Source organism: Mesorhizobium sp. M9A.F.Ca.ET.002.03.1.2 (assembly GCF_003952365.1).
Classification (GTDB): Bacteria; Pseudomonadota; Alphaproteobacteria; order Rhizobiales; family Rhizobiaceae; genus Mesorhizobium.
The window spans coordinates 2,383,395-2,402,470 of the sequence record NZ_CP034443.1; the positions used below are offsets into that span (position 1 = coordinate 2,383,395).

Annotated in this window: 20 protein-coding genes and 1 tRNA gene; 10 read left to right on the forward strand and 11 right to left on the reverse strand. The window is 59.3% G+C overall.

All coding sequences use genetic code 11. The annotated features are described in order from the left end of the window. Positions 1-115: 115 nt before the first annotated feature. The 5 genes from EJ066_RS11680 to EJ066_RS32370 all read right to left on the reverse strand — a co-directional run bounded on the left by EJ066_RS11680 (position 116) and on the right by EJ066_RS32370 (position 2,657). Positions 116-559 (reverse strand): hypothetical protein, encoded by a 444-nt coding sequence (locus tag EJ066_RS11680; RefSeq protein WP_091600259.1) that lies wholly within the window; start codon positions 557-559, stop codon positions 116-118. A 109-nt stretch (positions 560-668) separates the two neighbouring features. Further along, positions 669-776: transfer RNA gene (locus tag EJ066_RS11685), tRNA-OTHER, on the reverse strand. A 6-nt stretch (positions 777-782) separates the two neighbouring features. Continuing rightward, a complete protein-coding gene (locus EJ066_RS11690) occupies positions 783-1,265 on the reverse strand; it encodes a helix-turn-helix domain-containing protein (protein ID WP_126037961.1) in 483 nt (160 codons plus the stop codon). A gap of 348 nt (positions 1,266-1,613) precedes the next feature. After that, positions 1,614-2,441, reverse strand: coding sequence for a DUF3800 domain-containing protein (locus EJ066_RS11695; protein WP_091600501.1), 828 nt, complete (start codon positions 2,439-2,441; stop codon positions 1,614-1,616). Positions 2,442-2,534: 93 nt separating this feature from the next. Further along, entirely contained in the window at positions 2,535-2,657 is a 123-nt protein-coding gene (locus EJ066_RS32370) for a hypothetical protein (protein ID WP_268931439.1), read from the reverse strand. A 206-nt stretch (positions 2,658-2,863) separates the two neighbouring features. Here EJ066_RS32370 and EJ066_RS11700 point away from each other — a divergent pair, with 206 nt between their 5' ends. The 6 genes from EJ066_RS11700 to EJ066_RS11725 all read left to right on the forward strand — a co-directional run bounded on the left by EJ066_RS11700 (position 2,864) and on the right by EJ066_RS11725 (position 8,449). Beyond that, the gene (locus EJ066_RS11700; RefSeq protein WP_189347894.1) at positions 2,864-3,808 is read left to right on the forward strand and encodes a hypothetical protein; all 945 of its coding nucleotides are present in this window, start codon (positions 2,864-2,866) and stop codon (positions 3,806-3,808) included. A 3-nt stretch (positions 3,809-3,811) separates the two neighbouring features. Continuing rightward, the gene (locus EJ066_RS11705) at positions 3,812-4,564 is read left to right on the forward strand and encodes a hypothetical protein (RefSeq protein WP_126037964.1); all 753 of its coding nucleotides are present in this window, start codon (positions 3,812-3,814) and stop codon (positions 4,562-4,564) included. After that, positions 4,533-4,769 (forward strand): hypothetical protein, encoded by a 237-nt coding sequence (locus tag EJ066_RS11710; protein ID WP_126037967.1) that lies wholly within the window; start codon positions 4,533-4,535, stop codon positions 4,767-4,769. Before EJ066_RS11705 ends, EJ066_RS11710 begins: the two co-directional genes overlap by 32 nt. After that, complete coding sequence (locus EJ066_RS11715) at positions 4,762-6,627, forward strand: Mov34/MPN/PAD-1 family protein (RefSeq protein ID WP_091600497.1); 1,866 nt, start codon at positions 4,762-4,764, stop codon at positions 6,625-6,627. Before EJ066_RS11710 ends, EJ066_RS11715 begins: the two co-directional genes overlap by 8 nt. A gap of 536 nt (positions 6,628-7,163) precedes the next feature. Continuing rightward, positions 7,164-8,150: a phospholipase D-like domain-containing protein gene (locus tag EJ066_RS11720; protein WP_091600496.1), complete on the forward strand. Its 987-nt coding sequence runs from the start codon at positions 7,164-7,166 to the stop codon at positions 8,148-8,150. Then, on the forward strand, positions 8,081-8,449 hold the full coding sequence (locus EJ066_RS11725) for a phospholipase D-like domain-containing protein (RefSeq protein WP_164748213.1): 369 nt from the start codon (positions 8,081-8,083) through the stop codon (positions 8,447-8,449). The genes EJ066_RS11720 and EJ066_RS11725 overlap by 70 nt, the downstream gene beginning before the upstream one ends. Before the next feature lie 27 nt (positions 8,450-8,476). On the opposite strand, the gene EJ066_RS11730 is transcribed toward EJ066_RS11725, so the two are convergent. The 5 genes from EJ066_RS11730 to EJ066_RS11750 form a co-directional block, all read right to left on the reverse strand. Further along, positions 8,477-8,965 carry a hypothetical protein gene (locus tag EJ066_RS11730; RefSeq protein WP_126037971.1) on the reverse strand — a complete coding sequence of 163 codons (489 nt, stop codon included), beginning with the start codon at positions 8,963-8,965 and terminating at the stop codon, positions 8,477-8,479. 41 nt (positions 8,966-9,006) lie between these two features. After that, positions 9,007-9,342 (reverse strand): hypothetical protein, encoded by a 336-nt coding sequence (locus EJ066_RS11735; RefSeq protein ID WP_126037976.1) that lies wholly within the window; start codon positions 9,340-9,342, stop codon positions 9,007-9,009. Between the two features lie 119 nt (positions 9,343-9,461). After that, positions 9,462-10,229, reverse strand: coding sequence for a hypothetical protein (locus EJ066_RS11740; protein WP_091600493.1), 768 nt, complete (start codon positions 10,227-10,229; stop codon positions 9,462-9,464). Positions 10,230-10,326: 97 nt separating this feature from the next. Next, positions 10,327-11,175, reverse strand: coding sequence for a hypothetical protein (locus EJ066_RS11745; protein ID WP_091600492.1), 849 nt, complete (start codon positions 11,173-11,175; stop codon positions 10,327-10,329). Beyond that, positions 11,176-11,508: a hypothetical protein gene (locus EJ066_RS11750; protein WP_091600491.1), complete on the reverse strand. Its 333-nt coding sequence runs from the start codon at positions 11,506-11,508 to the stop codon at positions 11,176-11,178. Between the two features lie 624 nt (positions 11,509-12,132). Between EJ066_RS11750 and EJ066_RS11755 the strand changes: the two genes are divergently transcribed. The 4 genes from EJ066_RS11755 to EJ066_RS11770 all read left to right on the forward strand — a co-directional run bounded on the left by EJ066_RS11755 (position 12,133) and on the right by EJ066_RS11770 (position 18,518). After that, on the forward strand, positions 12,133-14,034 hold the full coding sequence (locus tag EJ066_RS11755; protein WP_126037978.1) for a hypothetical protein: 1,902 nt from the start codon (positions 12,133-12,135) through the stop codon (positions 14,032-14,034). A 32-nt stretch (positions 14,035-14,066) separates the two neighbouring features. Beyond that, positions 14,067-15,578, forward strand: coding sequence for a hypothetical protein (locus EJ066_RS11760; protein ID WP_126037980.1), 1,512 nt, complete (start codon positions 14,067-14,069; stop codon positions 15,576-15,578). Between the two features lie 46 nt (positions 15,579-15,624). Beyond that, complete coding sequence (locus tag EJ066_RS11765) at positions 15,625-16,581, forward strand: patatin-like phospholipase family protein (RefSeq protein ID WP_245455120.1); 957 nt, start codon at positions 15,625-15,627, stop codon at positions 16,579-16,581. A 749-nt stretch (positions 16,582-17,330) separates the two neighbouring features. Continuing rightward, complete coding sequence (locus tag EJ066_RS11770; RefSeq protein WP_091600486.1) at positions 17,331-18,518, forward strand: DUF2235 domain-containing protein; 1,188 nt, start codon at positions 17,331-17,333, stop codon at positions 18,516-18,518. A 277-nt stretch (positions 18,519-18,795) separates the two neighbouring features. Here EJ066_RS11770 and EJ066_RS11775 read toward each other — a convergent pair whose 3' ends face one another. Next, positions 18,796-19,071, reverse strand: a complete 276-nt coding sequence (locus EJ066_RS11775) for a hypothetical protein (RefSeq protein WP_126037982.1) — start codon at positions 19,069-19,071, stop codon at positions 18,796-18,798. Between the last annotated feature and the right edge of the window lie 5 nt (positions 19,072-19,076).

A 19,076-nucleotide genomic window follows, 5' to 3' on the forward strand; every position in this document is an offset into this window, starting at 1 on the left:
TCGGCGTATTCCCTTGCGCCGTACTCCTTCGCATGGACCGACCGGGCGTCTTCGTGGGCGAGACACCGAAAAAAGCGGGGCCTGACGAAAAGAATAGTTCGCTGGGGCGGCGCGCTTAAGGGTGTGGGTTGCCGAGCGGATCCATGCCGAGCGCCAGCCTGACGCTCTCTCGGATGCTTTCAGTCATCGCCAGCAGAACTTCCGGTCGGATGTCTCCGGGCTTTTCAACCACCATATAGCGCACACGCACATAATCGTTCTTGTCGGCCAGAGTTTTGGCTTGGCTGACAGTTCTGGCAGGCAGGACCAGGCCTGAACCTTGAGCGGCCACAGCCATCTCGTGCAGATTGTGCCCCAAGGCCCGCAAAGCCTCAATGTCTCGGCCCGCGCTGCGGAGGTAGCATTTCAGGAAGAGTTCGCACGCATGGTAGCAAAGCAACCTGGTCGGTCCCGACGTCAGACCGCGGCGACCGGCATCAACGGCCTTCGCGGCCTGCAAAAAGGAGTCGGCGAGCAGGAAAATACCGAACGGGGTGGCGCCTTCCGATTCTGGGATCATGCAGTCCAGTTGATTTTGGTGTTCTGGAGTCTCAAGTCGAAGTGCCCCCGACCGATATGACGCCGTTCGATTGAGATTCTCCGTGCATGGCACGACTCCCGGTGGGCCTTGGACGTGACGGCAGGACTTGAACCTGGGACCTCCTCGCCCCTAGATAGCGGTGTCACGCACCACCCAGGTCGAAAGCGAGGCGCTCTATCCTCTGAGCTACGCCACGATCTGCCTATGCATCGTTGTCCACGACCAGCTGCGGCTTCTTACGCTTCAACCGGTTCGATCTCTCCTCGGCCGCCTTCTTGATCTCGGCGGCCTTTTCCAGCGCAAACGGCTTGGCGGCCTCGATCAGGCCATCGAAATGATAGCGGTTCGTCATGCTGCCATTGGGCGTGTTGCGCCGTTCCTCCCGGCCAAGAAGTTTAAGGGCCTCGAGGGCGGCAATGCGTTTCTGAATGGTGCGGGGCGTCACCCCGATCGCCTTGGCGATGGTTTCGACCGAGGGGTGGGGAAGGTTGTCGGGCAGCCACCAGTACTGGACCAGGTGGATGATGATGTTCATGTCGAGCGCATCGAGGCCGAGAGCCTGCTGCTTCTCGATGATGATGTTGGGGAAAGCGCTCCAGCCCGTGGCCATGAGTGCCTTGGTCCACTTCTTCTCGTTGGTGCGTAGCTTGTCGACGTCTGCCTTGGCGGTTTCTGGCTGGGCCATCTGAGGCTCCCTGTGATGAACTGCGCCTAGATATGGTGGTTTCCCGTGATGACGCAAGGGCATTGGGGACGGTTCTGCATTCAGGGGGAGGGTGTTTCAAGGTTCGCCCGGCCTATGTCCCTGGATTCAGGGGCCGGGGAACCGCGCTGCACCCAAAGAAGAGGACTTGATAATATGAAGTGCCGATCAGACGAACCGTGCTATATGCAAGTGATAAGATAGGGACCCCCGACCAGAGGTTCACCCGGGGTGTTGACAAAGAGAGCGTCAATACCCATACTTTGGGCGTGAGCATCGCTCCGGGGTTGGCGCCAGGCGCCAGCCGAACTTTTCAAAACGAAGGCCCGGCTAGTCCGGGTCTTTGTTTTTTATCCGTTCAAAGCAGCTGTATTTGATGCCGCAGGATGCCAGGTCCTCGGGCTGCAGGTGCGCGTCGATGAGACGCTTGTGGTCCATCAGGGCCCTGTAGGGCCGGTAGGACGGGTCATAGCCGCCCTTGGCCATCGGATAGAGGTAGAGATCGGCGATCTGCAACATCGGCGTGGCTTTGGTTCTGCCGCGGGGCTCCCCGCGCACGATGTCCCTGAACTCCTCGGCAGTTAACGACCCGTAGCTGGCGGAGTTGGCGCCGTCGAACGGCATCCCCTGCGTCTTCAGGATCCGCGTGTAGGCCACCAGGTCGCGGTCCTCGGCTTTGCCGGCGCGCTCGAAGAACACGCGCAGCTTGCGGTCCTGGCTGCGGGCATATTTGGCGGCGCGCTCGATCAGGATGCAGTAGGCGGTCTTGCACATGAACCAGAGCTGGTCCCGGTACCGGTCGCGGTAGCGGGCAACATAGCCCGGTCGGTCGATGACCGCGGCGATGCCGATCACGGGCAGCCCAAGCAGCATCCCCTGCAAGTCTCCCAGGAATTCAAAAGCGGACTCCGGCTTCTTCAGCCAGCCGAAGTCGCCACGGCCGCCCCGGATCGCCCAGGAGTGGAGCGGGTAGGTGATGCCGTGCTTCTGGCAGAAGGCCTTGTGGCGGGCATAGAGCTCATCGACGTCTTCCTCGTTGATGAGGATGCCGCCGAGGGCGAAATAATCCATTTCGTCCCGGCGCTTCTCTCTGGGCTCTCGGTCTGGCTCACGGCTGCCGCTGTCATCGAGGTAAAGGTGGATTTCGCGGTCGGTCACGGGCAGGCTTTCAATTTCCGCACCAGCTTGGCTCAAAAACCTGAACCTGTACAGCTTGGCGACACTCGTGCGCGCCACAGGGAACGTTGCAGCTCAGGCCGATTTCATCTGCACCATCAGCGTCTCGCAGCTGAGGGTGAGTTGGCGGGCATATGCCTTCGAGGCGTCAAGCGTGGCTCGCTTGGTGACGCCGAAGATCAGGTAGCCCGCATGCACGGCGGCGAGGATGCCGAGGGCCGCAAGCTTTCCATGGGTTAGCTCGGCAAACGATCCTCGTCGACATCAACATCCGCGCCGCCGCCGACGATCCCGAGGACGACACCTACGACGTTGCCCAGGATCTCAAGAGGCGCCTCTCCCGCGACGACAAGGGCCGGCTCTACGTCGACGCCTTCCTGCTCTCGCACCCGGATTCCGACCACGTGACCGGGCTCACGACGCATTTCCACCTCGGCCCGCCCGAGGATTTCCCGGAGGGTGACGAGAACCTCATCCTGATCCGCGAAATGTGGTCGTCGCCGATCGTGTTCCGGCGCGCCAGCAAGCAGCACAAGCTCTGCGACGAGGCCAAGGCGTGGGCCACCGAAGCGCGGCGCCGGGTCGCGCTGTTCAAAGAGAAGGGCCTGACCGGCACCGGTTCAGGCGACCGCATCCTGATCCTCGGTGAGGATAAAGACGGCAAGACCGATGATCTCACGGACATCCCGGTCAAGCAGGACGGCCTGCTGACCGCAGCTGACCGCGTGAACACGGGCCAGTTCGAAGGCCGCCTGCTGGCGCCGATGTACGTCGACGAAGACGACAAGGAGCTGATCGAAGTCCTCGAGAAGAACAACTCCTCGGCGATCGTGCGGTTCTCCATCGCCGGCGACGGCGTGGCCGACCGCTGCCGCTTCCTGACCGGTGGCGACGCGGACGTCTCCATCTGGGACCGGCTGTGGCAGCGCCACAAGGACAGTAACAAGGACTGGCTCAGCTACGATGTCATGGAGACGCCGCACCACTGCTCCTGGCGCACCCTGAGCCACGACCGCTGGTCCGAGATGGGCGAGAAGGTCAAGGTGTCCGAGGACGCCAGGAACGCACTCTCCCAGACCCGTGACGGCGCCATCATCGTCGCCTCCTGCAAGCCCATCAAAAAGGACGACGACAACCCGCCTCATGAGCGGGCCAAGCGGGAATATGTCTCGATCACCTCGGCCGAACGCTTCATCTGCACGACCGAGTATGCCGATGAGCACGACGGGCCGGTCGAGTTCAACATCACCGGCGTCGGCACATCCAAGCAGCTGGCGCTGACCCCGAAAAAGGCCGCCTCGATCGCCGGCGTGACCGGAGTGACGACGACGCCCAGATCCCACGGCTGAGCCATGGCCTCGGCAGACATGAAGCGGCACGCGGAACACTTTCTGCGTGTCGCAACAGAGATTCCGCAATGCCAGCGCTGTGGCCTGATCGCCGTCGGTGACGACGTGGCGACCCTGTTCCTTGATCTGGCCGTGGAGATGCCAACGCACTGGCACGCCAAGGGCACCGCCCCTAACGGCGTCCTGCCGGTCGAACGCGTTGAGGTCCTGCTTGGCGCTGACTACCCGTGGCGGTGCCCCACCTTCACCCTGCGCAAGGGCTTTCCGCGCAACCTGCACCATCTGACGCCCGGCTCGGAAAACGTGTGTCCAACCCCCTGTCTTGTGGATGGCAACCAGGACGAATATTTCAATCAGCACGGCCTGATCGAACTCGGCATCGGGGCCATCGTCAACCAGATGGGCGTTTGGCTCGGTCGCGCAGCAATTGGCACCTTGATGGATCCGGATCATGGCTGGGAACCCGTCATGCGCCAAGGCCTGCCGGACCGGCTTATTATCGATGCGGACTTCGCCCGAAGCCAGATCACCGACAAGTCCGGCTCGGTATGGCTTGCTACCAAATTCATGAAGGGCAAGGATCTCGCTGGCAAAAGGTCCTACACCCTCTCGGCGCACAATGAATTTGCCGCTGCCGTCGGCAACATGTCTGCTTTCCCCTTTGAGGCCGAAAGCGAAGGACGCTACAGCGGCATCACCGCGACGGTGCTGATCTGGCCGCCAAATGGGCGCCATCACAAGTGCGGTGCTGCCTGAGACGGTAGCGAACCTTGACGACTTGGCACAACGCGCTGAGGCCTTCGGCTGCGGCGTTGAGTTTGCGAAATTCCTCGACAGGCTCCAGCGGCGCTGGGCGGGCAAAACCGATGACGCGACCTTCCCGATCGCCGTTTTGTTTGGCGTGCGGCGACCTTTTCGGCTGATCGGGCGGGCGTCGACGATCGAGTTGCTTCTTGATTGAAATCACGGCTCCGCAGAAGCGGGCCTCGCTGTTCGAAGGGCCCAACGCGAGAGCCGCCGTTGCCATGGAGCAACTGGGTCGCACGACGCCCGCGCTTCTCCGCGCCGTGTCGGCAGCTCCCTCTTATCCGCCATTCAGCCTGGTTGGCTGCGGCAGCGTCGGATCGAAAACCGCTCTGCATCTGGCCCGTGCCGGCGCCCAGATCTTGGCCGTCTCCGACAGCAACGAGCTGCGGCCCCACAACATGGCCCGGCACGCCCTCGTGCGGCCACCCCTGCCGTGGCCGAAGGCGTTTGAACTGTCTGACGAGCTGGCCCTGCTCGGGCAGAAACCGGAAGCCCATCTGATTGACGTGGTTAGGGGCCTGAAGCGTGCGGACAATCGCCTGCTGATTTCGCCGCCCGGGACCGGCACGCTGCTCAACACGACCGCATCGAGCCTGGTGCGCGATGCCCTGTCAATGGTGAGCCCTGCCGAGCTGCCGGCACGCATGGCGGAGATCGCCCTTTTCGGGCGCGGCCGTGGCGGTTTCGTATTTCATAAGGGAAGCAACCGCAATCCGAGCCTCGCCGACCTGCAGGCGGTGCTGTCCGCGACCGTGACGCCTTATGAACGGACATTGTTGTTCGATCCCGAGTTCGGGCTGACGCAAATTCAGATCGGGGAAGGCTGCGGCTCCATGACTATGCCGATGACCGACGCGCGCCTTTCGGCGATGACCGCCATGGCCACCGAGGAACTCATGCGCCTCGCCGGCGCCAATGCCGATGGCGGAGAACTGGTCGTGGGGGTGGCAGAGCCCGATAGCCCATCGACAAGTTGGCGCCGCCTCTCCGTGTCAAAATTCCTGGAAATCCCGGTCGAGGGCAGCGAATGGACTTTGCGTCTGTCGTCGCACGTCGCCGGCATGATCCGCGAAGAGACCGCGCGGTTTCCCAATGTCGAGACGGGAGGCCTTCTGATCGGCTCCTGCAGTTCTCTCATGAAGACTGTCACGGTGGTCGACCTGATCGAGGCGCCAGAAGACAGCGTGAGGACGCCGACGCTGTTCGTGCTTGGAACGAAGGGCATGAAGAATCGGATCGATGCCCGTTTCGAGGAAAGCGGCCGCTCGCTGCTTGATGTGGGTACCTGGCACAGCCACCTCGCCGAACAAGGTCCCTCGCCCACCGACCGCAAGACGGCCAAGCAGGTCGCCGTGGAGCGAGCGCCGCCGGCCATCCTTTCTCATTGCCACTCCAGCCACGTACCATGCCATCATGCATCAGGACGCGCCATGAACGATTACCTCGACGCCTACTCCATCAAGGCGCGCCTCGCGCCGGCAGCTCTGGCGATTGCCCCGGTCATTGTCCTGATTGTGCTGGCCTTCAACTGGGTTCAGCCGAGCCTCCCCGAGGCCATCATCGGTCTCGCCGTCATGGTCCTGTTCTTCGCTGCCTCGAATGTGGCCCGCCGCCTGGGCAAGAGGAAGGAGAGACAGCTGTTCGCGACGACCGGCGGGAGACCGGAAAATCGCGAACTGAACCACCTGGATAAGACACTCGACGAGCGGACCAAGGACCGCTACCGCAAATTCCTCGCCAAGCAGCTCGAGCAGCCGGCGCCGACGCGCGACATGGAAGTCGAGGACCCCGACGAAGCGGCTGCGTTCTATGTGCAGTGCTACAACTGGCTGCGCGAGAACACCCGCGACACCGAGAAATTTCGGATTCTTTTCAACGAGAACATCGCCTACGGCTATTACCGCAATCTCCTGGCGCTGAAGCCCTATGGCATCGTGCTCAATCTGCTGACCATCGCCGCCGCGGCCGCAATCATCTACTACAAGCCCGATTTCGCTTGTTGTCGAGGTTGATCAGCGCCATGTCCCCGTTGCCCACGGGGAAAAGGTCAGTTTTGCAGGCATCTGTGTCGGTTCCTATGGTTGGCCGGAACGGGCACGCAACGGATCATTTCCGTGTGCGCGCGCCGCCGGCAACTAGCCTGTGGCTTGTCAATGGAGCCTTGGGGCACTAGAACCGACTTGCAACGGTACGGACCTGTGGTCTGGGCAGTCTTACGGCGCCACGTCCGCAGGTACGCACAAACAGAAGGCAGGCGGTGGAATCACCGTCTGCCTTTTTTATGGCACAGCGTTAAAATGAAGTAAATACGTTCGTGCAGCGCGTTGCACTGAGGGTACGATTATTTGGCAAGTTGTCAACAGGCCAATCGGACCAAAACGCCGCAGGCGGCGATGCATGGCAGGTATGTCTTTTTACATATGGTAGCGGGACCCGAGAACGCAAGTCGCGCTTCACGTTGCTCGGTCGAGGGCCAGGTCGGTGAAGCTCCAGCTGCGCACAGGCCACGTTTGAGGCGCAAGCTTCACCGTCGCATGTGTGCCCTAGCATGGAAACGTCGGACGGCAGCGCCACCAGGGGGTATGTGGCTTCCCAGGCTTTCGTGGACAAATATCAGGCTCGCGGGCCGCTCAAAACATTGCTGCCCGCCCGCGTCGCTCAGGGCACCACGTTCAAGCCGACGCATCCGGACGCGGACGATGCCTACGAATGGATGGGACTGGAGGCCCGAAAAGAGATCTTTGCGCTTTTGGATGCAGCAGTAGCCGATCCTGCCGCAACGGTCAGCATGGTCGCCTACGACATGAGCGAAAGCGAAATCATGGACCGCCTGTTCGCGCTCGGTCCGCGCCTCAGGATGATCATCGACGACAGCGATAAGCATGGGCTCAAGACAAGTGGTGAGACCCAGTCCGAGACACTGCTCAAGGCTTCCGCTGGCGAGGACAACGTCAAGCGGGAACGGATGGGAGGTCTCCAACATAATAAGATGATTATCGTGGATGCGGCCGTCCCGCGCGCCGTCTGCGGTTCGACAAACTTCAGCTGGCGCGGGCTCTATGTTCAATCGAACAACGCCTTGCTGTTAACGGGCGCTCAAGCCGTCGCCCCCCTCAAGGCTGCGTTCGAGGCCTATTGGAAAAAGGATGGGTTCGCCAACGGTCCCTCACCCGACTGGCATCCGCTCGGCTTGGCGGGCATTGATGCCAGCATCACCTTTTCTCCCCATGACACAGCCCGTGCCCGCCTTGCGGAAATCGGCCAGGATGTCGAAAAGGCCCAGGCCTGCCTCCTCTATTCCCTGGCTTTCCTGAGCATCACAGGCGGTGCTGTAACCGACGCCGTGGAAGCGGCTACCAACAGCCCGGTTTCACCTACGGCATTTCCGACAACAACACCGGTGTCACCGTTCATAAGCCCAATGGCAACACTGCACCCGTCTATTTCGCTCGCCTCAACAAACACGTGCCGACGCCGTTTAAGGTCGAACCTTACACCGGCATCGGGCCAAATCTGCACCACAAGTTTCTGGTAATCGATTTCAACACACCTGACGCCCGCGTGTGGACCGGTTCTTACAACTTCAGCAAGCCCGCTGACCTTCAGAACGGAGAGAACCTGCTCCTCATCCGCGACCAAAAAATTGCGACATCGTATATGGTCGAAGGGATACGCATCTTCGACGACTACCATTTCCGCGTCACCCAGGAAGACGCTGCAGAGGCCAAAAAGACATCGTCCTTGCAAAAGGCGCCTACGGCCGGTGAAGACCCATGGTGGGCTGAGGACTATACAGACCCGTTCAAGATCCGAGACCGTGAGCTGTTCGCATAGAGCTACTCTTGCGCCAGAGCCCGGTTCTCAGGGGTTGGCAGGCACATTGCGATCTTTCAGGGTCTCAATGAGCTCCCGCAGAATGGCATTCGTTTCGTCCTGCCTGCGGCGAACTTCCTCGACAATTCTTCCGGTCGCCTGATCGTCGCGCTCCTTGAGCGCCTCAATTAGTTTCTGGTTGTCAGCGCTAGCCGCCCGATCGGCAGAAACCACCTCCCGCGTGAGAGCCTCGATCGCCGGAACGGTGCGATTTGGCGAAAAGTAATCAACGACCATCGGGGCGAAGGGACTCAGCGTGGCGATCACGAGCGCAAATACGCCGACAAGAATTGCTTTTTTGGCTGAACTGTCGGTCTGGCTGGAGGCCTCTTCGAACTTTCCTATAAAGGTCGTTGCCTGGGCTTGAATATCGTTGCCGATCCGCGCGGCGTTTGTCATGACATCCAGCATGCTTTCAAACTTCCGTTCGATTTCTGCCAGCTGCGCATTCGTGTCCAGAATGGGGTTTCTGGGCATCTGGAAATCCGGCATTCTAGGGGCCGAAATAGCTCGCTCGGTCAATAGCCCCCGGCATCCGGCTTCGAGATTGAATCGAGCAGTCGCCTTTGGCCTTCCACCTGATCCAGTATGGACCTCATTGCAGGCGACGGCTGTGTGAGCGATTCAAAGCGCTTCCGAAGCGCCTCCGCCTCCTTCGAGGGCCGGAGCAAATCACTGAACTTGTCTTGCTGTTCCTGCAGGCGGATGGCCAAGTTTTTAGCAGGATTTACGTGTGACCCAATACCTGCAAGTGTTTTTGCAATCTCGCTCAATGGCTTGGCACCACTGCCGGTGCTTACCTTAAGGTCCTCAAGCTTGATGGGCTTGGGAGAGTCGGGAGAATCGTCACTCATCAGTCATGGTCCCCATGGGATAGCGCCGGTTAGATATAGGAATCCGGAGAACACAGTGCCAGTTCGAATGGCCCATCTCGCAGGCATGCACTCCGACAACCCACCGCCATTCCGGTGGTCTAAATCGGCAGCTTCGGCGCAATGTCGGCGACGAACAAGCGAAGCGCCATGGCGATCTCGCTGAATTCCTCCGCGGTGAAAGAGACCGTTTCCCCCAAGGCGAAGACACGAATACGCAAGTCTCTTTTGATTTTGATCGTCGCGCCCTTTTCAAAGTACTGGTTCTTGTGAACCTCGATCTCTTCCCCGTCGCTGACGGTAGAACATTTCAAACGGGGCAACTTCAGGCTAAGGGCCCCCGCGCCTTCGTCGCAGTCAATATGACCTACAACGCCATTGCGATGTTCCAGACAGTTCCGAGCCCTCTGAAGCGAGCGGTACTCCTCAAAGAAATCGAGCTTCGTCGCCAATTGCGCCTGCACGGCCAGCAGCAAATCTGGAAAATTGAGACTCGACGCCTTCTTTTCCGCCGCGAGATAAATGTCCTCGAACTCGCCCCAGGTCTCGACCTTGCGTCCTTCCCTCAAACCAAGCGTGTAGATGTAGGCTTGCTCGAGCGTAGCCCTCAGCCCCCTGGCCAGTTCCTGAAACGCCTTCCCCAATATCCACGCGCGATAAGCTAGCTTGGCCTTGGCTTGATCGGCGTGAGGCACGAAGCTCAGCCCGGAAAACCCGTCCCGAGGTAGATCGTTGAGATCTGTAGCCTCGATCGCTGACGTGCATACGGCCACCATTTCAGTCGCCAAGCGGATGGCCTGAAGCGCCGGCGCGATCACGCCGTCGCCGTTGAGGGTGACCGTTACACTGGGTTTGTCTTCTTCCGTCACGGCGTCAATGAATCCGTGTCGGCGATGCCGTCGCCCGTGTCGTGATGCCAAGGTAGGCTAATCTGCATGGGGCCATTTGTGCTCCATGGATTTAGCTTCACCACCTTAATTTTAGCTTTTGCACCCTTTTTCGGGCCGCAACTGCAGCCGCTTTTGTACTCCAGGTGAGTTGCTCGGCGGGGCCAAATGATTCACCGATTGGGGTCTGGGGTAAACGATCCCCTCCAGGCATTTTGCTGGTAACGACCCTTATTCTTTCACCCTGTTCGAGCGCCGCGATGTTGTCCAAAGCCGCACCCAGGCGAAATTCCATGACGTTCAGCATGTGCTTAACCCGCTCTTTGTCCGTGGTAGAGGGGAATGTCCGGCGGCCTTCGGAAAACGCTTGAGTTATGTCATCAAATTTCGCGTCTGTAGCCATCGCAAATAAGTCCTGTGGGAAGATGCGGTTGCGCCGTCCGGCCTGTAACAATCCGGGGGCACGGCGAGCATAGATCTTCTCGACCAAATCTGAGCAAAATGACGTTCGACTTGCCGCGTATTGCGAAAAACCCAGCAGGTAGTCATATCGCTGATAGCAAAAATAGAAGAAGTCATAAAACCAAGCACTTTGCTTGCTGATTTCGTGCTGGAGGGCGTCCAACGCGTTCTTGAATGACGGCTTTGGCCTCGCTCTCGGAAGTATGGAGGGTCGACGTAGGATGCGGAACTCTCCGGGAGCTAAGCTGTCGAAAATAGCTGACTCGGCGGCAATCATCACGCCGCTTTCTGGCGTTGCATCGGCCCAAATCCCGGAACCGACACAGACCATAACATGGGAGAATCGGGCCCCGTGCCTTCCAAGCGCTTTCTGCCCGATAACAATCAGCCGGCTCAACCAATCATGTTGATGAACGAACGCTATGTCGCCCACCTCGGAAAATGTGACGCCGGGAGGGATCGCCATTTAACGCCAATACGAGCGGCTTATGTAGGTGAGTGCAAGGCTTGTGAGAAACGCCACCAGCGCAACTGTCGCATAGATGAGGGCAGGGCTGGAAGTCGCGGCCGCTTCCGGCTTCAGGAGGGCGATGACCAGAGGATCGATTTTGCTGAACGCGTATCCGCTCAGAAATCCGTAAACGAGCTTTCCTAAGCTGGCAAACGCTTCGCGTTCACCATCCCCGTAAGGTGATATGAATATTCCGGCTGCCCATCCAAGGGATGCCCCGAGGGTGCCGCTGAGGAGACATGGGTAAAACAGTTCAGGCCTACTCGCATCGTAGTTCTTGGCGAACATAAAGAGGCATCCAAAAATCAGGATACTGGCGATCAAACCGACTATAAGATCTGAGCCATCGCCCCATTTTCCCCTTTCACGCCTGGCGCGCCGCTGATTGTCTGAGATCCTGGCGCGCTCATCTTCTGACAGTTGAGATGTCGACGGACTCGATAACTCAGCCATGACCCCCCTACGTCGTCTCCCGGTGGCCAGGCTTGCCTTGATCCAGCAATCAACGGCCTTGCTGCGTCACCCGCCGACGGAGCAGCTAGGGAAGACGATGCCTGCGGTTTCGGGGATTGATAAAGCGGCTTGAACGTCCTGAACAAGCGTTCAGATGGGATGCTACAGGTCAGCCCAGGAGTGCGAACGGTTTAGAAGAAGTGTGCGGACGGGCGGCGACGCGCTAGCCCGGTGATGACGACCCGAAAGCGACCGTTCTTCAGAAAGTAAACCGGCAGGGTCTGGTGATCGAGTGCTCCGGTTATTCCGATACGGCAAGAACATTTTCCGTTTTTTATGCCTGTAAGCGCGCCGGCCATTGACCCGATGTTTCGAGCATGTTTCTAATAGAGTGAGGGTGTAATCTCGGTAAGTATTTCAATTGGTAGTGTTTGAAATACTAGGGATGGGGGAAATGCCATGTCGGGGCAATATACGGCTCCGCCTGTTCGCCGGTTGCGGGTCTATGCCTTCGACCCGCAGGCTTCTACGTCGGCTGCGACTGCAGGCGTTAATGTTGCAACAATTAAAATACCTTGGGAGCAGAGCTGGGAGGAAGAAATTCAGCCCGGCCCCATCAATGACTACCTTGAAGTTATTGATATCGATCCGGTCAGCGGCCAATTTTATGAGCCGGTGGACCTCAATCACCCCTACCTCCTGGCTCAGGACGGCTTGGCCCCCTCGGAAGGCGATCCCCGCTTTCACCAGCAGATGGTGTTCGCCGTTGCAATGAAGACTATTCGAACTTTCGAACGGGCGCTTGGCAGGAGAGTCTTCTGGGCTCCGCGTCGCGTTCCCAACGGGCGAAAATACGAGCCGGTCTATAAATTGCGTATCTATCCCCATGCCCTTCGCGAGCCCAATGCTTATTACAGCCGGGAAAAGAAGGCCCTCCTGTTCGGCTATTTTCAGACGTCCGCGCACAGCGCCGGCGCCAAATGGGTGTTTACCGCGCTTTCGCATGACATCATCGTTCACGAGGTCACGCATGCTATCCTGGATGGACTTCACCGGCGGTTTGCTGAACCGACCAGCGTAGACAGCTTGGCGTTCCACGAAGCCTTTGCCGATATCGTCGCTCTGTTCTCACATTTTTCGCTTGAGGAAGCAGTCAGCGCCCAGATTGCGAAAGACGGCGGTAGCCTCGACAACCGCTCCCTCCTCAGCGGCCTCGCCCGGCAGTTCGGCGAGGCTACCGGCCGGGACGGAGCCCTTCGCGAGGCGATTGACGATCACAGTGGCGCTGCGCCCGTGATCTTGCGCGACGACATGACGGAGCCTCACGAACGCGGCGCGGTCCTGGTGGCGGCCGTTTTCGATGCTTTTCTGTCGATCTATGAGAACCGCACCGCTGATCTGCTCAGAATCGCCGGCATCAGACCCGGCATTGGTCCCGACCAGAACCTCCATCCAGACCTGGTCAAACGATTAACCCGGGAGGCGAGCAAGGCGGCGGAACACGTGATGCGAATGTGCATCCGCGCCCTCGACTACCTGCCGCCAGTAGACGTCCGCTTTGGCGATTTTCTCCGGGCAATCATAACGGCGGACTATGACCTGGTGCCCGATGACGTGCTTAATTATCGGCTCGCCATCATAGAAGGGTTTCGGCGGCGCGGTATCATCCCGGAGGGCTGTCTCTCTTTGGCTGTCGACAGTTTGTTGTGGGAGGCGCCGGTCCATCATCTGGCGGCCGATTATGACGATTTGGACCTGGATTTGGAGCCAAAATTCGATCGGACGACGGCAATCAAGGCCGCTGAGGAGAACGCGGAGAGCGTGCATTGGTGGATCCTGGGATCGGAGAGCTTTCGGACCACCGAGGATAAGCCATGGCAAGAGGTGTGCGGAGTAGTCTTCCGACGAGGTTTGATCTCGTATGACGACCGCGAGACGATACTGAGCCGGCCAGGGGACCCGAAGGGATTTGCTCCGCCCGTGGAAATTCATTCTGTAAGAACCTCCCGGCGAACAGGACCCGACGGCCAGGATCTCCGCCAACTTATCATTGAAATTGTACAGCAGCGGCGCGGCTTCTACGATCAGAACGAACAGGAGCTTCAAGACAAGCACGGCGATAACCCGTCGGGCGAGGACTTTGTGTTCCGCGGTGGTGCCACACTCATCTTCGACCTTCGGGAGGGTCACCTGCGTTACGCAGTCCGAAAGCGAATTAGTGACGATGCCCGGCTGGAGCAACAACGCGATTTCCTTGCGGGTTACCGCTTCGGCTCGACTGCGTTCGGTTATGGACTGCAAGGGGGATCGACCGGCACTGCGTTGGACGAACCGTTCGCTCTGGTGCACCGGGGAGGTTAGGTGTGGGGATATTGAAGCTCTTGAGGATCAGGATGTATCGCGGCATCTTGAGCGATTGCTTCCTCATTCGCACCACGTTGGACGACGGCGGCGCGGAGTTGGAGCGATCCATACTTATAGATTGTGGGGTCCTCCAGAACGTTGCCGCTGGAGCCGATCTGATCGCCAAACTTGACCCGAAGGTCGTGAACCGGATCGGTAAAAAGCGCCTGTCCGAAGTTGAGGCAGGCCCGGCCCGCATTTCAGCGATCGCGAAAGACGTCCTGAAGACCGTCGGCAACCGGATCGACCTGCTGGTCATAACCCACGAGCACTACGACCATCTGTCCGGGTTTGCGTTCGAAAAAGGCGCATTCCTTGACGGTGCGGTTTCCATCGGCCGGCTTTGGATGGCTTGGACCGAAAACCTGAAAGATCCGCAGGCTCAGGTCCTAAGGGCACGATTTTCGAAGGGAAAGCAGGCTTTGGCGGCGGCGGCCACGCTGGCGCAAGGCGATGCGCATCCCGGCTTGCGAACGGCAGCGGCGCTTGCCGCTTTCGCCGGGCCAGTCGCCATAAACGGGCTAGGTGCATCGGGCGTCTTCGGGACGGCCGAAATCATGCAAATGCTGAAGGATAAAGCTGGTGCCGATTCAACATCTTATCTTGAGCCTGGACAGGTCATTGACCTCGACGAGTTCAATATCAAGGCCTTTGTTCTTGGCCCGCCTCGAGATGAAGTTTTGCTGCGAAAAGACACCCCATCCAAGGGACAGGCGAAGGAGGTATATCTGACGCGTCTGGACGCCGCCGCGGCGGCGGAAAGCACAGTAAATGCCCAGCTCTCGCTTCTTGCCAATCGAACCGACACAGTCCTGCCTTTCTCGGCCGTTTACCAAAGACCCCTGAAAGAGAAAACCCGTCGCAAGAAGGCGACCAAGTCGGGGGTCCGCAAACTGTATGACGCTCCGGCCGAAAAGTGGCGTAGGATTGACAGCGACTGGACAGGCTCCATCGAAGCTTTGGCCCTGAAGATGGATTCGGATACAAACAACACCAGCCTGGCACTGGCGTTTGAACTCCCCGATGGCCAGGTATTGCTGTTTCCCGGAGACGCCCAGGTGGGGAATTGGCTGTCTTGGAATGACCAGACCTATCCTCCCGCCGCGAAGACTATGTCCTCGGGCAAACCTGTCACCGCAGAGGACCTGTTGCGCCGGACAACCTTTTACAAGGTCGGACACCATGGGAGTCATAATGCCACGGTCAAAGCGCTCGGTCTGGAGCGCATGGTCGACCCACGACTAGTAGCCGCGATACCGGTCGTAGAGGCGGTCGCGGCCATTCAAGGTAAGGGTCGAGCGGAACCTGGAAGCGGGTGGAGGATGCCGTTCGAGGAGCTTTACAAGGCGTTGCAGGAAAAGACCAAGGGACGCATCGTTCAGGGCGACGGTAATCCAACCGTCGAAAAACGAGCTTTCCGAAACAACCCGACGTCAGCAAAGCGGCCGGTCAAGATCGAACACAGCGATCTTTTTGTTGAGATGACGTTCGACCTTTCATGATGCCAGCTGCTCGGGTCGGCGGGGAATTCTCAATGGGGGGTATACGATGGTCGTTCTAATCAACGGCGAAACCAAGAAACTTGGAATTGCGCTCTCGGGGGGCGGGTTTCGTGCTGCCGCGTTCCATGTAGGGACGTTTACGGCTCTCCAGGAACTCGACTTACTCGACAAGCTTGATCTCATCAGCTGCGTGAGCGGCGGGAGCGTGGCAGGCGCCTACTTGGCGCTGAATTGGGGCAAACAGGATGTGCTGAAGGGCCTTTCGGACTATCTGCTGACAAAGTCGATCGCCGTCTCTTCGATCATCGGAGGTATCCTGGACCCCTTCGAAACACGCCTGGAGAAGCTTGGCGCAAGCTACGATCGGGATCTGTTCGCGGGTGCACGGCTATCCGCTCTCAGAGATGGTCCAAGAATCTATCTCAACGCCACCAACCTGGCCACCGGCAACATGTTTTTCTTTGTTGCAGGCAAGGCATTGGCGCCCGGAGAAGACGCTGGAGAAACGATGGGGGAGCACGAGAGCGGCACCGCGAATGCGAGTAACTATCCAATCAGCTTGGCCGTGGCAGCATCCTCGGCTTTCCCGCCCGTGTTTCCCCCGCTACGGCTCAATGCCGACATCTATCCCAATTCCCTGAGCGAATACGCGACGCTGAGCGATGGAGGCATTTACGATAATCTGGGCGTGAACCCGTTGATGCGAGCGCGGCGCAATCCCGTCGATGTGTGTTTTGTAAGTGATGGCGGCAAGCCGTTCGCCGTGTCCCCTCATCCGACGGAGTCCGGGACAATCGTGCTCAAGGAGGCGATCAACATCATGATGGAGCAGGTAAGAGGTCTTCAATTTGCTCGTCTGCAATTTGTCGTACGACGCGAAAAAGGGCCCGAAACCCATCTGGTTTTCAATCGACAGCCGGGTAGGCGAGGAACGGCCTGGCGACGCCGCTTTCGCCTCGCTGGTGGCAACAGATTTAAAGAGATTGGAGGCCGAAGAGCATGAGGTTTTGGTGCGACATGGTCGGGCCCTCACGATGGCACGCGTCAAATCCTATGCACCGGAACTCCTTAAGTAGCAAAGTGTCAAACGCGCCGCCTTGCCGCTTACCCGACACGGACTGCAAGGACGTTATCGTTGGATATATCGCCTCATATTCTATCCAGGACAAGCAGTCCTCAACGCCAAGTGCCTGCCGCGGCGAGATTTGTACCCTCAGTCTCTACATCAGGGACAGCAAGCTCGACTGGGACATCCAGAAGCAAATTTCAGGCACTGGCAAGGCCATCTTCGTGAAGACCTTTGGTGAGCCCGACCCCGAGACCAAGTGATGCGCCATAGTGCCTCCAAATGGCCGCTGCTCTGGGCTGTCGGCGCCGCCATTCTCATATCTGCTCCGGCAAGGGCCCAGGAAGAACCAACGCAACCGAACCCGACACTGAGGTTCAAGCTCGACCGGCGCGACGGGTGCTTCCGCTACATAGGCGATGCCTGTCGAATTCATCGGCCGCTTCAAGACCGGGAGCTACGTCGGCGTGTCCATGATCACCATCGGCCGGCCCACGACCAGCAGCCGCGACTACTCGATCTTGTTCGCGCCTCGTGCCGCTTGGGGCAGTTCAGCCTTTGTCACCATCTGTGGCCGCGTTACCCCACCTTCTTAGCAACCGGACAGAATCTCCGGAGGGCGCTGACTTAGGACCGCTGGACAGCCGCCATATGTCGTGGTCTGTCTTCCTTTTCAAGGAAGCGAAATGGAATCATTATCGGCAGCGGGACCGGGTAAGAAGCGGCTGGCGGTTTTCCTTGATGGAACCTGGAATTCCGTGTCGGACAACACCAATGTCTGGCGCTTGCGCGCCCTGTGTTCAACGAAAGACACCGGAAACCCAGCCCAGCTCGCCTACTATGATATCGGGGTGAACGGAGTCATTGGCGGAGCCTTTGGGAAGGGGCTGCTCAGGAATATCCTTGATGCCTATGAGTGGCTGGTCGAAAACTACAACGATGGTGACGACATCTTCGTGTTCGGCTTCAGCCGTGGCGCCTTCACTGCGCGTTCTCTGACAGGCTTTATCACCAAGTGTGGCCTGTTGAGGCCGGGTGCCCCGTTAAGCGTCAACCAGTTGTTCGCCCGGTACCGCCGACGCGACGCGCTGACCGTGTGGAAGCTTCATGACGACTTGGTCGCAGGCCCGCTGAAGGCCTCTGCCCTGGAAGAACGCTGGATGCTGAAATACTCCCGCCGCGTGCCGATCAAGCTGGTGGCCGTCTGGGACACTGTCGGCGCGCTCGGCATTCCCGCGTTCAGCTGGGAAGGCATCAGTCGGACCAGTTTCCGATTTCTGGACACGGGCTTGAGGGTGCCAATCGAGAATGCGTTTCACGCCCTTGCCCTCGATGAGCATCGCAACAGCTTCATGCCGACGTTATGGACGAAGAGAATCCCTACCGATCCCCAGGCGGTGATCGCACCGCCGCGTCCCTACAGCAGTGTCGAGCAGCGTTGGTTTGCTGGCGCCCACGGTAATGTGGGCGGCGGATACCCGAATGATCTGCTTGCACAGGCTCCTCTCAGCTGGATCATCGAAAAGGCCCGGTCCCACGGTCTCGCGTTCAGGAGCGACATCGAGGTGGACGACGGGGCCCTCGACGCTCCGATTTCAGACTCTTACCGGGAGTTCATGCGCGGCTCCTACGCCATCCTCAGCAAGAGGCATCTTCGGCCCATTGCATCCCCTCCCGGCCGGGACCCGGATGCGACGTACATCAATGTCAATGAGACGATTGATGGCTCGGTCTTCGAGCGGTATCGCCACTCGTCAAGCTACCGGCCCGCCAATTTGGTTGAGTGGTCGACTCGCAAGGGCGTCGATCTTGACGCGGTGATGGGTTGGGTCGATGCCGAACAGCCTGGAAAGGCGGTTGGCGAGATCCACTGACCGCTGAGTGGCGTGCAGTGCCGCCGTCTGCTTCCAGGATCTGGCCGTTCCGGCTGACATGCAGAGCGCGAAAGATGCGCCGTGGGCGGAAATGGAGTAAACGTCGTCCACCTAGATAGTAGATGCTTTGCGCTCTGCCTCAGACGGGAGGGGAGCGCGAGGGGCGGGCCAGGGGCACGCTCGCCTGGCCTTGGCGGGTTCGATACCGGCTCGAAAGACATTCCGGACGCATTCAAGGTCGGGGCATCGCTGCCCTGACCTTGAATGCGAACCGTGCTTAGTCGGCGGCGATTGCCATACTTTCGCTTTCTACTTTGACCGTCGCCCGCAACGCTGCGGGAAGCCAGCCCTTGCCGTCCAGTTCCTTCTCGGCCTGCAAGAAGCTTCGGGTTTCGGGGCGCGTTCCACCGTCGGCCCACGACTTGCAAAAATGTTTGAGGATGCCTTCTCGCAAAAAGGAACGTCGGCTGGCAGGCCCGTGGCCCGGGACTGGGCGGCTGCCTTGGCCGAACTTGAAGCGAACCTCAAGCAGTGCTCCGCCAATTCCAGCCACTGGTC